This window comes from Streptosporangium sp. NPDC051023 (assembly GCF_040689595.1).
Classification (GTDB): Bacteria; Actinomycetota; Actinomycetes; order Streptosporangiales; family Streptosporangiaceae; genus Streptosporangium.
Genome location: NZ_JBFBCE010000014.1, coordinates 37,818 through 50,447 on the forward strand (window position 1 = coordinate 37,818; position 12,630 = coordinate 50,447).

A 12,630-nucleotide genomic window follows, 5' to 3' on the forward strand; every position below is an offset into this window, starting at 1 on the left:
GACCTAGTCTGCCGGTCCGGGGCTCATCCTTTGGGAGGAACTTCGAACGGGTGCTTCAGCCTGGTACCTGGTGGCAGCCCGCGCCGGACGTACCATTCTGTGCCGAAAATGAGACGATAGAGCGGCAGCGGGACCTTGAGCATCACCCCGAGCGTTCGGGTGTCCGCCCCGGTCGCCTGGGAGGCGTGGGCGGCCATGCTCGCCCGCTTCTGCCGGGCGAAGCGCCGTACGCCGACCCGGTGGGTGATCGCCCTGCCCGGGGAGTAGGCCCGTTCGAAGGCGCGAACGTCCAGCTGCGGGTAGAACCTGTGGATCAGGCGCAGTCCTTTGAGCAGCGGGTCGCGGTTGACCGTCGCCTCCAGCACGATCGGGGTGCCCGCGATCTCGGCCGCCCTGGCGCCGACCCGGTGCACCTGGACGTGGTCGGGGTGCCCGTAGCCCCCCGCGGGATCGTAGGTCGTCAGCAGGTCGGCGCCCTCCTCGGTGAGGATCCCGGCCAGCCTCCTGGCTGCCTCCTCGGCGTCCGCGTCGATGAACGCGTTGTCCGGGCGGTCGTCGGCCACGCCTCCCCCGGGGGCGAGCCCGGAGTCGCCGTAACCGAGGTTCACCACCCTGGCGCAGCCGAGCGCGGCGGCCGACTTGTACAGCTCCGCCATCCGGGCGGCGCCCAGCGCCTCACCGGGTTGGAGGTCGGCCTGGCCACGCTCTCCCGAGGTCGCGACGACCAGGACGACCCGGTGCCCCTCGGCGGCGAGCATCGCCATGGTGCCCGCGGTCAGCAGGGCCTCGTCATCGGGATGGGCATGGAAGAACACGGCTGTTCTGACGGTCTTGATCGCCCTCACTCCGTTCGCGCGCTCCGGCCCGCCCCCGGCGGGCACGCAGGCATGATCTCACGCGGGGCTACGCTGGCACGGTGAGGATCCTCCACGTCAGTGACTGTTACCTGCCGCGCCTCGGCGGGATCGAGGTGCAGGTGGCCGACCTGGTCCGGATGCAGCGGGAGGCGGGCCACGAGGTCGAGGTCGCGACCGCGACACCGGGGGAGCCCCTGCGGGGCGTGCACCGGATCGTCGCGAAGCTCCCCTTCGACCTGCCCGTTCACCCGTTCGGCGTCGGCCATCTGCTGCGCCTGGTGAAGGCCAGGCGGCCCGACGTGGTGCACGTCCACACGGGTGCGGTCTCACCGTTCGCCTGGATGGGCGTTCGCGCGGCCGTACGGGCGGGCCTGCCCGTCGTGGTGACGGTGCACAGCATGTGGGACCCGGTCACCCGAGGGGTCTACCGGGGGCTGCGGCTGCTGTTCGAGTGGCACCGCTGGGGGCTGGTCGGCACCGCGGTGAGCGAGGCCGCGGCCGTGCCGATCCGCGCGGTCGCGGGCCGGGGGGTGCCGGTGCACGTGGTCTCCAACGGCCTGGACGTCTCGGGATGGCGCTCCCCCGCCCGGGCCACGGGCGCCGCCTCCGATCCGGCCTCCCGCTCGGTCTCCGGGCCCGCCGCCGATCTGGACTCCGACCCGGCCCTCGACCCGGTACGGCCCGAGCCCGGCGAGCCGGTGCACGTCGTGGCGGTCGGGCGGCTCGCCCCCCGCAAGCAGCCGGTCAGGCTGCTCAGGCTCCTCAAGGAAGCCCGCGCCCAGGTGCCGAGAGAGACACGGATACGGGCGACCATCGTCGGAGACGGCCCCGCGCGCTCCCAGATGGAACGCTACCTGCGGGCCAACGGGATGACCGGCTGGGTCTCGCTGCCGGGCCGCTACAGCCGCGACCGGATCCGCGAGTTGCTCGCCTCCGCCGACGTGTTCGTCGCCCCCGCGCCCAGGGAGTCCTTCGGGCTGGCGGCGCTCGAGGCCAGATCGGCCGGGGTGCCGGTGGTCGCGCGCGTGCAGAGCGGGGTGGCTGACTTCGTCCGTCCCGGCAAGGAGGGTCTGCTCGGCGAGAGCTTCGAGGGCCTGGTGGCGTCAGTCGCCAGGCTGGTCCGCGACCGTGAGCTGCGCGAGTCGATCGCGGCGCACAACCGGGAGACCGAGCCGGTGCGGAGCTCGTGGCCCGTGGTGCTCGCGGGTTTCGAGCAATGTTACGAGGAGGCCAGAGAGGTCAGGGGCTGACAGCGGGCTGACAGAGAGTAAAGGCCGGGGCTCGCGGGGCGTGGGAGACGGCACGCGAAGCTGGGAATCGGCGCGCGATTCGGGGCGTGATTCAGGGGCCCGGCGCGTCGGTCGCCGGTATGGGAACGCTGAAAGCCCCTGCCGGGCGGACGGCAGAGGCTTTCGAGGTCGATCGGCACGGCCGCCGCGCCGCACTGCCCCCCGCAGGCGGAGCGACGGCCGTGCCGGATGTGCCCCCCTCTCCCCGAAGGGGGCACGGGTCCCGTCAGCTTGAGCAGGCCTTGCCGAGCTTGGCGGTGGCCTCCTGGCTGCTCTTGGCCATGTCCTGGGCGACCGTGGCGGCGCCGGCCGGGTCCTTCGGGTCGATCTTGAGCTTGCCCCACGTGGTGGAGAAGTCGTTGAGGGCGGAGGCGAGGTCGCCGTCGGCCTTGCCCGCCAGAGCCTTCAGGTCCGCGGAGAACTTCTGGTTCGCCTCGTTGAACTTGTTCAGGTCGCCGGCCGAGGCGGACGCGGTCGAGGCGTAGTCCGTGAAGAGCTTCTGGGCCTCGGTGCAGAGCGCGGCGTTGCCGGATCCGCCACAGGCGGCGGTGAGGGAGAGAAGGGCGGCTCCCGCGACGGTGGCGGCGATACGACGGGAGGAGAGGACGGAGAACATTTCTGCCTTTCATTGCATTTCGTGACAGGCAGAACTCTAGAGGATCTTACTTGCGGCTCACTTTCATGATGCTTACAGGTGGGGCTTGAGTGACGCAGCGTGATTCCCGTCCCGCTGTGGGTAGGAGCGCGGCATGGCTGAGGTGATGATCGATGGTCTTCGCCTCGGTCCACTCGACCAGGGCGACCCCGTGGGTGGCCATCCTGTTCACCACCGCGATCGCGGCGGTGCTGGTCGCGACCGGCGACGTCGGCGCTCTGGCCGACACGACGGTGCTTCTGCTGCTGCTGGTCTTCGCGCTCGTCAACGTGGCCGTCCTCGTCCCGCGCAAGGACCCCGTCGACCACGACCACTACCGGGCGCCCGGCTGGATGCCCGCACTCGGCGCGGTGGTCTGTCTCGTCCTGGCGCTGCCCGTCACGGGTCGCGGCGCCGACGTCTACGTCCGCGCGGGCGTCCTGCTCGCCGTCGGGGTGGTGCTCTGGTTCGTCAACAGGCTGTTCCTGTCAGAACGGAAGCGCCCGTCCTGAGGGCGTGCGCAGGTCGAGCGAGACGGGCTGACGAGGCGGACGAGGCTTATGGGTAATTTGGACACGTTTCATGTCACACTCCCCCTTTATTGGAGTTTGGGAGAGACTACGACATTTCACTGACATTTTGGGGCGTTCTATGGCGGCCGCAGTGTTTCTGGCGGGCCATCCAGCGGAAACGGAGTTCTTCTCCGGATCGTCAACGGGTCGCGAACGCCGATGGGACAGGGGATGCGCGCGGAGAGGGCGGACGCGGGGGAGGAGCGGAACGCCTCGGGTAAAACTTGAAAACGAACAGAATCATCGAGCCGCCGAGCGGTCCGCGTGGCGCCCGATGACACGCGAGCACCGGAGGGAGGGGACGGTCGCCGTGCGGTCGGGCCGTCGCGCTCAGCGTCTGAGCACGAAGTCGTCCTCGTCGTCTCCGACACCGACCGAGCCGACCGCCCACAGCGTGGTGGCGCTGGGCACCCAGGTGATGCCCACACGGTTGACGTCGTCGCTCTCCTCGTACTGCTGGTCCTGCCTGTGAGTCCGGAACAGCGGGCCGTACTCACGCGACCACCTCGTGCCGTCGAAGTGGAGGAAGAGCACCTGGCCCGGGTGGTCGGCGTCGATCCCGCTGATCCAGAGGTCGCCGGGGCCGGAGGCGGTGACGCCGTGCAGGGTTCCGCGGGCGACCGGGACCTCGACCCTGGTCCACCGGGTGCCGTCCCAGTGCAGGACCAGCGGCTGTGCCCGCCGCCTCTCCGCCGCTCCCTGGCCCGTTCCTCCGGACTCCGCCGCGACTTCGCCGACCGCCCACACGTCGGACGGCGAGACCTGCCAGACCTGTCGCAGCGTGCCGCCGCGGACCGCGGGGGTCTCCATCTTCTCCCAGTTGCCGGAGTCGCCGTGCCAGACCAGCGGAGTGTGTTCCTTGTCCGATCCGACCGCCCAGACATTCCCCTCCCTCGCGGTGATCGCCTCGAAGGTGCCGCCGTCCTCGTTCAGCACGTTGCCGAACTCCCCGCCGACCCACTCCAGCAACACACCGCCCGCCGGGCCGTTTCCGGTGAACCACGCCTCTTTGCCGGTTGTGTCGGTTCCGTCGGCCGCGGCGACGTCCGTCAGCCGGTAGTCCTCGGCGACACCGAAGGGCCGCAGGGCCGTCCAGCGCCGCCCGTCCCAGCGCGCGGCGAACGCGCTCGCGCCATTGCCCGCGACCCAGACGTCGCCGGGACCGCTCGCGCTGACGCCCGTGAGGTGGTAGACATCGCGGTCGGTCAGCCCGGGCACCGCGTGCCACCCGGTGCCGTCCCACCTGACGACGGCGGGCGCGCCCTCCCGGTCCTCCGCGCTCAGCTGGTACCCGACGGCCCAGGCTTCACGGGGACCGGCCGTCGTCACGTCGAGCAGCGCGGAGCTTCCCGACAGAGCGGCGGGCTCGGCGGTCTTCCACGCGGCCGAGGCGGTGACCTCCCCGGTGGGCGCACCGCTCGGCGACGGGCTCTCCCGCGCCGTACGGCCCGGCGCCGAGCTCGGGGACACGGGGGAGCCCTCGGGCGAGGGCGTCGCCGTACGGCCGCCGCCGCACGCGGCCACCAGAGACATCCCGACGAGCACGAGCGCGGCAGGCCGCAGACTTCCCATATCAACATCCCTACCAGACGACCCGCCAGACGGCGTTCATCCGGAATAGTCCCGCCGCGCCTGGGCACCTGAGAGGACGAGGGCCACTGGACACCGGGTCTTTGATCGGCGCAGGTGTCCCGGCCGTCAGGGCGACGGCCGTGTCGTCTGGAACGGGGAGAGCGTCACATATCTGACAGGGCCGGGAAGGCGATCGGCGCGTTTCCGCTGTCCGACCCCAGGAACGGGGTACGTCACATGGGGGGCGGCGGTACCCAACCGACCCGTTCGGGTTCCCGGGTCAACAGAATGACCTGTCCCGTATGAGACAGTTACACGGCTGGGAGAGGTTTGGTATAGAAGGTTGATCATGTTCGTGGGAAATGAGCCGGAGTCGAGTTTCACCGCCACCTCCGGACTGCACGGCACGACACTCGTGGTACGGGCGAGTGGGGAACTGGATCACTACCACACGCCGGTGCTACGGGCGGAGATCGGGAAAGCCTGGGAGCTCCTGCAGTCGCCGACCCTCATCCTCGACCTGTCGGCCCTCACCTTCTGCGACTCCTCCGGCATCGGCGAGCTGCTCCAGGCACGCCACCAGGGCCAGCTCGCGGGCGTCCGGCTCATCCTCACCGGGGTCCAGGGAAACCTGGCGCGCAGGCTCAACCTCGCGGGCCTGACCCAGGTGTTCGAGGTGTTCCCCTCCGTCGCCGAGGCCCTCGAAGCCGCCTGACACCCCGGCCGCCCGCACGCGGACACCACTGCGGTGAGTGGTGCGCGGCCCGGTGAACGTCCCCGGTCATGCCCGGCCGTTCCGGTGAGACAGCCGGGAGAAGGGGTTTCCGGATGTGGTCCCCACCCCTACGGGGATGACCTGATCCGTCCGGTGCCGTGCGTGTACGGCCCTGCTGGAGCGGATCGGCGGGCTGTAGCGTGAGCGTCGTGGCTGATGAGAAGGCCGGGAGCACCGGCAGGGTCGTGGTGCTGGTCCTGCCCGATGTGAACCTGCTCGACCTGGCGGGACCGGTGCACGTGTTCGAGGCCGCGACGCACCTCGGGGCCGGATACCGGGTCGAGCACGTCGCCGACGACGAGCAGGTGGCCACCGCCCACGGGGTGAGTCTTGCGGGGCTCGGCCCCCTGCCGGAGGTCGCGGCAGGGGATCTGGTGCTGGTGCCCGGCCCGCGGCTGGGGGTTCGGCGACCGGGGCCGCCGTACGTGTCGGACACCGTGGTCGGCTGGTTACGCGAGGCACTTCGCGCGGGGGCGCGCCTCGCGTCGGTCTGCACCGGCGCGGTAGCACTCGGGGAGGCGGGCCTGCTGGACGGCCGTCGCTGCACCACGCACTGGGCGCTGACCGAGGCGATGCGCGGCAGATATCCGGCGGCCAGGGTGCAGGACGCGGTGCTCTACGTCCACGACGGGCCGATCAGCACCAGCGCGGGCATTTCCGCGGGCATCGACCTGGCGCTGTCGCTGGTCGAGCGGGACCACGGTCCCGTGCTGACCGCGGCCGTCGCCCGCGAACTGGTGGTCTACCTGCGCAGGGACGGGGAGGGCGAGCAGATCAGCCAGTTCCTGAAGCACAGGTCGCACCTGGACTCGGCCGTCCACCGGGTGCAGGACCACCTCGTGGGGAACATCGACGCCGCGCACACCCTGGCCGAGCTGGCCGAGGTGGCGAACCTGTCACCCAGAGGGCTCAGCCGGGCCTTCACCGCCGCCGTCGGGATCACGCCGCTGGAGTACCAGCAGCGGCTGCGCCTTGAGCACGCGGTGTCCCTGTTGCGGGAGACCGGCCTGCCGATCGACGCGGTGGCCGCCCGGTGCGGTTTCCGCGAGGGGCGGCACTTCCGCCGCCTGTTCAAGGCCAGGTACGGCATGCCGCCCTCGGTGTTCCGGCACGACAACGGCTGACCGGTCTCCCCGCGCCCCTCGTCGGCGTTCTCTCCTTCACACCCCACCGGTCCTTCACACCCCACCGGTCGCCCTTTCACACCCCACCGGTTACCCCTTCACACCCCACCGGTCGCCCTTTCACACCCCACCGGTTACCCCTTCACACCCCACCGGTTACCCCTTCACATCCCACTGCTTCCCCGCACATCCCGCTGGCTGGTTCCTCCGCGCGCTTCACTCCTCGCCTTCCCCGCCCATGGCCGGTCGGCCCGTTCGACGTTCGCCGCTCGCCGAGCGGTTCCCCGGCGCGGTTCGCAGGCCGGTTTCCCCTTCACCGTTTCACCGTCACAGTTCAGGAGTCGCCGCATGCCGCCCAGAATCAGACGCCTTCTCCGGATCGCCCTCGCCGTCACGCTCTGGGCCGCCGTCATGGCGGGAACCTGCGTGGCCGGGGTGGCCGTCTCGATGCGGGACAGCTACCCGGGCCCCGTGCGGGCCGTACCCGCGGGGGGATGGCCGCCCGCCCGTGAGGTTCCCCGGGAGCGGCCGATCGCTCAGGAGGCGTCGCGGGAACAGGAACAGCCGTCCGTCCGGGAGACGCCGAGCGCGACCGCGCCGGTGCGGACCGGTGTGAGGCGCGTCTCCGTGCGAAGTGCGCCGCCGGGACAGATCAAGGTCGCGGTCGTGGTCGGCGCGAGCGGATCCGTCACCACCGATGTGCTCGGGCCGTACGAGGTCTTCGCCCGTTCCAGCCGGTTCTTCGTCTACACGGTGTCCGCGCGCAGGGAGCCGGTCCCGCTGTCCGGCGGCCTGCGCGTGCTGCCCGAGCGCACACTGGCCGAGACCGCCGCCGGAGAGACGGCGCCCGACGTGGTCGTGGTCCCGGCCGTCGTCGATCCCGAAGGGGAGGCGGAGGCGCCGCTGCGCTCCTGGATCGGCCGTCAGGCCGCCAGAGGAGCCAGGATCCTGGGCGTCTGCGCGGGGTCCCGGCTGGTCGCGGCCAGCGGTCTGCTCAGGGGACGCTCCGCGACCTCGCACTGGGGAGTCATCGGGCCCCTCCAGCAGGACTACCCGGACACGCGCTGGGTGCGGGGCAGACGTTACGTCGAGGACGGTCCGGTCACCACGACCGCGGGCGTGACCTCCGGCACGGTCGGCGCGCTGCGGCTGGTCGAACGGCTGGCGGGGATAGCGGAGGCCCGGCGCGTCGGCGGGGAGGTCGGCTACCCCGGCTGGTCGCCCGACGCCTCGACCGCCATCCCCGCGGGCGAACCCGCACTGGAGGACCTGCCCTACGCGCTCAACGCCGCCTTCCCCTGGTTCGAGCCGGTGGTCGGCGTCGGGCTGAACCAGGGCGTGAGCGAGATCGACGTCGCCGCGGCGTTCGAGATCTACGCGGGTGGCTCGTTCGCGGCACGCGCGGTCGCGCTCGCGGGCACCACCGTGGTCACCACCCGGCACGGCATGACCCTCGTGGCCGAACCGGCCGACGGCACGGCACCGGCCGTGACCCGGCTGGTCGCCCCCGGGGTCGGCACGGCCCGCGAGGTCGATCCCGCGCTCGTCCGATGGGCGGCCGGGCGCGGGGTGGCCGTTGAACTGCCGCACGCCGGGCGCGCCGCGGGCGAGTCCGGCTTCGATCCCGTGCTGCGCGACCTCGCCGCCCACACCGACCTCGCCACGGCCCGCGCCACCGCCAAGTACAACGAGTACCCCATCGAGCACCTCACCCTGACCGGCCCCGCCTGGTCATGGCGGCCTACCCTGCTGTTCCTCCTGACCGCCCTCGGTGCGGGACTCCTCTCCTACACGGCCGTCCGGCTGATGCCTCGTTAGGCCGTCACTGTTAGGCCGTCACCGTGGGGACGTCACCGTGCGGGGCGTCGCCGAAGATGTCCCGGTGGGCGACGGACAGGGCCGTGAACAGGGCGCCGTGCAGGATCGCGTTGCCCTTGACCGTGCCCGCGCGCACCTGGGTGGGGACGGGGGAGAGGGCGTCGAGGTGCTCGGTGACCCGCGCGGCCAGGGCCTCTCCGCCGGAACGGCCCGTCTCCCCGCCGAGGACCACGAGCCCGGGGTCCAGGACCGCGACCGTGGTGAAGGCCATCCGCGCGATCCTGGCGGCCAGGATGTCCTGGTCGAGCCCTCTGATGGCCTCCGCGTCCAGCAGGTCGCAGAAGGACCCCTCGGGCAGGCCGAGCGGAGTGATCTCGCCCGCGCCTCCCGACGCGCCCCTGCGCAGCCTTCCGCCGAGGGTGACCGCGGCGCCGACGGCGTCGTCGAGCCAGAGCAGCACGAAGTCCTTGCGTCCCTGCGCGGAACCGGCACGGTGCTCGGCGACGGCGGCGAGGTTGACGTCGTTCTCCAGGGTGACCGGCGCGTCGATCCGGTGGCACAGCGTCTGGAGCAGGTGCGGCTGCCAGCCGGGCACGCCGTTGTCCGTCGCGAGTTCGCCGTTGTGCGGGTTCACCATCCCGGGGGCGCCCAGGACGACCGCGTGCAGACTCCGGGGACCGGCCGCCGCCGCGATGGTCTCCGCGATGGTCCCGGCCAGGGGAGCGCCCGGTCTCGCGGGCTGCCCGTAGGCGGTCAGGCCCCCCGCCGCCGGGGCGTCCGCCCCTCTCGACGCGCTCCCCGGCCCTGAGGCGTTCCCGGATCCTGAGGCGCCGCCCGTCCCGATCTCGCGCCTCACCGAGCCGACCGGCCTGCCGGTGATGTCGGCGACGGTCACGGTGACCGTGTCGCGCCGTACGTCGACCCCGGCCACATGTGCGCGCTCCGCCACGATGCCGTAGAGCCGGGCGTTCGGCCCCCGCCGCTCGTCGCCGCTCTTGCCGACGACCTCGATGAGCCCGTTCGTCTGCAGGCGTTCGATGAGGTCGGACACGGTCGGGCGGGACAGGCCCGTGAGTGCCCTGAGCTGCGGCGCGGTCAGCGTCCCGTGTTCGAGCAGCAGGTCCAGGGCGAGGCGGTCGTTGATCGCCCGGGCCATCTGCGGAGTCGCGGTCCTCATTTATCCCCTTTTAATCAGGAAGGCTGCCTGTTAGTTTCTCACACCATGCGCAATGACAATCAACGTGCCCGTGTCGCGGTCGCGGCGGTGTTCGCCGTCCACGGCGCGGTCGCGGGAAGCATGGCGACCCGCGTCCCATGGCTGCAAGACCATCTGCATCTCGATCCCGCCGCACTGGGGATCGCCCTGTTCTGCCCCGCGCTCGGGGCCTTCGTCGCCATGCCGATGTCCGGCCGCCTCGTTCACCGCTACGGTGGCCGCGCGGCCACGAGGGTCCTGCTCGCCCTGTGGTGCGTGGTGCTCGCGCTTCCCTCCCAGGCTCCCGGCTTCGTCTGGCTGTGCCTGATCCTCCTCGGGTACGGCGCCGCCGCGGGCATGTGCGACGTCACCATGAACGCCCAGGGAGTGATCGTCGAGCGACGTCTGGAACGCTCCGTCATGTCCGGGCTTCACGGCATGTGGAGCGTGGGCAGCCTGGTCGGCGCGGCAGTCGGGGTGATCGCGGCACAGGCCGGGGTCGACGCGCGCCTCCATCACGCGGTGGTGGCGCTCGTGCTCCTGCTCACCGGCCTCGTGACGAGCCGTGGCCTGCTCGACACCCGCGCCGAACCCGGACAGCAGGCGCCGCCCCGCTTCGCCGTACCCTCGCGGGCGATCCTCGCCATTGGCATCGTCGGATTCTGCGCCACCTTCGCCGAGGGCGCGAGCATGAACTGGGCCGCGGTGTACGCCAAGGACGTCACCGGCGCCGGGCCCGGTCTCGCCGCCGCGACCTACACGACCTTCACCCTCGCCATGGCCGTCACCCGGCTGGCGGGGGACCTGATCGTCCGCAGGCTCGGGCCGGTCGCGACCGTCCGCGCAGGCGGCCTGCTCGCCACACTCGGCGGGGTGGTGATCGCCACGGCTCGTGTCCCGGTGCCGGCGATCGTGGGATTCGCCCTGTTCGGCCTTGGGGTGGCCGTGATCGTGCCGCTGACCTTCGCCGCCGGGGGAAAGGCGACCCCGGTGCCGAGCCAGGGCGTTGCAGGAGTCGCGACGATCACCTACCTGTCGGGACTGATGGCCCCGGCGGTGACCGGCTGGGTGGCCCACCTGACGTCCCTGCCCGTCACTTTCGCCGTGCTCTCGGCCATCGTCCTGATGACGGTCCTCACCGCGGGCGTTCTGCGCCCCGCGGCGCGCGGGGAGGTGCCGTCCCCGGCCGAGGCAGACGCCTGATGGCGGACCGGGCCCGCCAGGAATAGTCCCGTGGCGGGCGGGGTTGGCGCGGTTATGGAACCGATCACGCATGGGCGGGTCCGCGTCGAGCGGACCGCGAAGAGGGTGCGGGTTTTCCTCGGGGGCAGGGTGGCCGCCGACACCACCGGGGCACTGCTGGTCTGGGAGGTGCCCTACTACCCGACCTACTACTTCCCTCGCGAGGACGTCGCCGTCGAGCTGAAGCCCAACGGCAGGAGCACGCACTCGCCGAGCCGGGGCGACTCGGTGCTGTACGACGTCGCGGGAGTGGCCGACGCCGCTCTCGCCTATCCCGACTCGCCGATCGAGGAGCTGCGCGACCACGTGCGGTTCGAGTGGGCGGCGGCCGACGCCTGGTTCGAGGAGGACGAGGAGGTCTACGTCCACGCCCGCGATCCCTACACCCGGGTGGACGTCCTGCCCTCCTCGCGGCACGTGCGCGTCGAGGTCGACGGAGTGACCGTCGCCGACTCCCACCGTCCCAGGATCCTGTTCGAGACGGGACTGCCGCCGCGCTACTACCTGCCGAAGACCGACGTCCGCCTCGACCTGCTCGTCCCGACCGAGACCGCGACCCGCTGCCCGTACAAGGGACAGGCGGAGTACTGGAGCGTGAACGGCCACGCGGACCTGGCCTGGTCCTACCGGACCCCGCTCGAGGAGAGCCAGCGCATCGCCGGGCTGATCTCGTTCTACAACGAGAAGGTCGACATCTACGTGGACGGCGTCCCGCAGGAGCGCCCGAAGTCGAAGTTCTCCTGATCAGACCAGCACGTCGAACGGGTTGACGACGGACACCCCCGTGCCGTCGAAGTCCCTGACGTTCCGGCTGACCAGGGTCCAGCCGTTCACCCTGGCCGTCGCGGCGATCAGGCCGTCTGCCGTCGGCAGCGAGCGAATGGCGTTCAGCCGTCCCCACTCCTCGGCGACTTCTGAGGTGACGGGAACGATGCGATCACCGAACTGCCGGTGGAGGCCGTGGAGCCATCGTTCCAGAGCGGCCGCCTGTGCGGGGTCCTTGCGTCTGCGGAGCTCGACTCCGCAGCGGATCTCGCCGACCGTCAGGCTGCTGAGATGGAGAGTGGGACCGTGAGCTGCGGCGATCCAGTCCTTGACCTGGAGGTTCCCGTTCCGCTTGCGTGCCTCGGAGATCACGTTCGTGTCGAGGAGGTAGCCGGTGCTCATCGGTCGAATTCGATCTTTCGGGGAAGGTCCCGGTTTCGTGGGAACTCGATGTCGTCATCCCAGTCGGGATCGGCGAGGAGGAACTGCCTGAAGTCGGGGGCGTCGCCTTTGAGACGGCGGTATTCAGCGATGTCGATGACGACGGCCACCTCCTCTCCGTGCCGGGTGACCACCTGGGGGCCCTCGCTCACCGCGCGCCGTACGACCTCGCTAAAACGTTGTTTCGCCTCCTGGACCTGCCATCCACTCATGGGCGCCCTCCTGTCTAGTCTGTCCAGACCCAGGATAGCTTGGGGCGACGCCTTGCGGAGGGCGGTCGAAGCCTGCGTTCTCCCAGCCCGAGGCCAGCCGGACACGGCCGCCCCGAGCACGATGTGTCGCATCC

The 12,630-nt window shown here is 71.3% G+C and carries 13 protein-coding genes; 7 read left to right on the forward strand and 6 right to left on the reverse strand.

The genetic code is table 11. The features are described 5' to 3' along the window. Positions 1-23 precede the first annotated feature (23 nt). Entirely contained in the window at positions 24-881 is an 858-nt protein-coding gene (locus AB0395_RS11800) for a PIG-L family deacetylase (RefSeq protein ID WP_366279560.1), read from the reverse strand. Positions 882-916: 35 nt separating this feature from the next. On the opposite strand from AB0395_RS11800, the gene AB0395_RS11805 reads away from it, so the two are divergent. Then, on the forward strand, positions 917-2,107 hold the full coding sequence (locus AB0395_RS11805; protein WP_366279563.1) for a glycosyltransferase family 4 protein: 1,191 nt from the start codon (positions 917-919) through the stop codon (positions 2,105-2,107). Positions 2,108-2,372: 265 nt separating this feature from the next. Here AB0395_RS11805 and AB0395_RS11810 read toward each other — a convergent pair whose 3' ends face one another. Beyond that, on the reverse strand, positions 2,373-2,762 hold the full coding sequence (locus AB0395_RS11810) for a hypothetical protein (protein WP_366279565.1): 390 nt from the start codon (positions 2,760-2,762) through the stop codon (positions 2,373-2,375). Positions 2,763-2,914: 152 nt separating this feature from the next. On the opposite strand from AB0395_RS11810, the gene AB0395_RS11815 reads away from it, so the two are divergent. Next, positions 2,915-3,292 (forward strand): amino acid permease, encoded by a 378-nt coding sequence (locus AB0395_RS11815; RefSeq protein ID WP_366279567.1) that lies wholly within the window; start codon positions 2,915-2,917, stop codon positions 3,290-3,292. A gap of 390 nt (positions 3,293-3,682) precedes the next feature. Here AB0395_RS11815 and AB0395_RS11820 read toward each other — a convergent pair whose 3' ends face one another. After that, on the reverse strand, positions 3,683-4,924 hold the full coding sequence (locus AB0395_RS11820) for a hypothetical protein (RefSeq protein ID WP_366279570.1): 1,242 nt from the start codon (positions 4,922-4,924) through the stop codon (positions 3,683-3,685). A gap of 349 nt (positions 4,925-5,273) precedes the next feature. On the opposite strand from AB0395_RS11820, the gene AB0395_RS11825 reads away from it, so the two are divergent. The 3 genes from AB0395_RS11825 to AB0395_RS11835 all read left to right on the forward strand — a co-directional run bounded on the left by AB0395_RS11825 (position 5,274) and on the right by AB0395_RS11835 (position 8,641). Then, positions 5,274-5,639 (forward strand): STAS domain-containing protein, encoded by a 366-nt coding sequence (locus AB0395_RS11825; RefSeq protein ID WP_366279572.1) that lies wholly within the window; start codon positions 5,274-5,276, stop codon positions 5,637-5,639. Between the two features lie 209 nt (positions 5,640-5,848). After that, the gene (locus AB0395_RS11830; protein ID WP_366279575.1) at positions 5,849-6,823 is read left to right on the forward strand and encodes a GlxA family transcriptional regulator; all 975 of its coding nucleotides are present in this window, start codon (positions 5,849-5,851) and stop codon (positions 6,821-6,823) included. A 348-nt stretch (positions 6,824-7,171) separates the two neighbouring features. Continuing rightward, positions 7,172-8,641, forward strand: a complete 1,470-nt coding sequence (locus AB0395_RS11835) for a DJ-1/PfpI family protein (RefSeq protein WP_366279577.1) — start codon at positions 7,172-7,174, stop codon at positions 8,639-8,641. 10 nt (positions 8,642-8,651) lie between these two features. Here the strand turns inward: AB0395_RS11835 and AB0395_RS11840 are convergent, their stop codons facing one another. After that, positions 8,652-9,818, reverse strand: coding sequence for an ROK family transcriptional regulator (locus AB0395_RS11840; protein WP_366279579.1), 1,167 nt, complete (start codon positions 9,816-9,818; stop codon positions 8,652-8,654). A 45-nt stretch (positions 9,819-9,863) separates the two neighbouring features. On the opposite strand from AB0395_RS11840, the gene AB0395_RS11845 reads away from it, so the two are divergent. Together AB0395_RS11845 and AB0395_RS11850 are read left to right on the forward strand one after the other, a co-directional pair. Further along, the gene (locus tag AB0395_RS11845) at positions 9,864-11,039 is read left to right on the forward strand and encodes an MFS transporter (RefSeq protein ID WP_366279582.1); all 1,176 of its coding nucleotides are present in this window, start codon (positions 9,864-9,866) and stop codon (positions 11,037-11,039) included. 54 nt (positions 11,040-11,093) lie between these two features. Next, positions 11,094-11,822 (forward strand): DUF427 domain-containing protein, encoded by a 729-nt coding sequence (locus tag AB0395_RS11850; protein WP_366279583.1) that lies wholly within the window; start codon positions 11,094-11,096, stop codon positions 11,820-11,822. On the opposite strand, the gene AB0395_RS11855 is transcribed toward AB0395_RS11850, so the two are convergent. Both AB0395_RS11855 and AB0395_RS11860 read right to left on the reverse strand, forming a co-directional pair. After that, the gene (locus tag AB0395_RS11855) at positions 11,823-12,245 is read right to left on the reverse strand and encodes a type II toxin-antitoxin system VapC family toxin (RefSeq protein WP_366279586.1); all 423 of its coding nucleotides are present in this window, start codon (positions 12,243-12,245) and stop codon (positions 11,823-11,825) included. It abuts the gene before it with no gap. Continuing rightward, positions 12,242-12,496: a type II toxin-antitoxin system Phd/YefM family antitoxin gene (locus AB0395_RS11860; protein WP_366279589.1), complete on the reverse strand. Its 255-nt coding sequence runs from the start codon at positions 12,494-12,496 to the stop codon at positions 12,242-12,244. The genes AB0395_RS11855 and AB0395_RS11860 overlap by 4 nt, the downstream gene beginning before the upstream one ends. Positions 12,497-12,630: the final 134 nt, after the last annotated feature.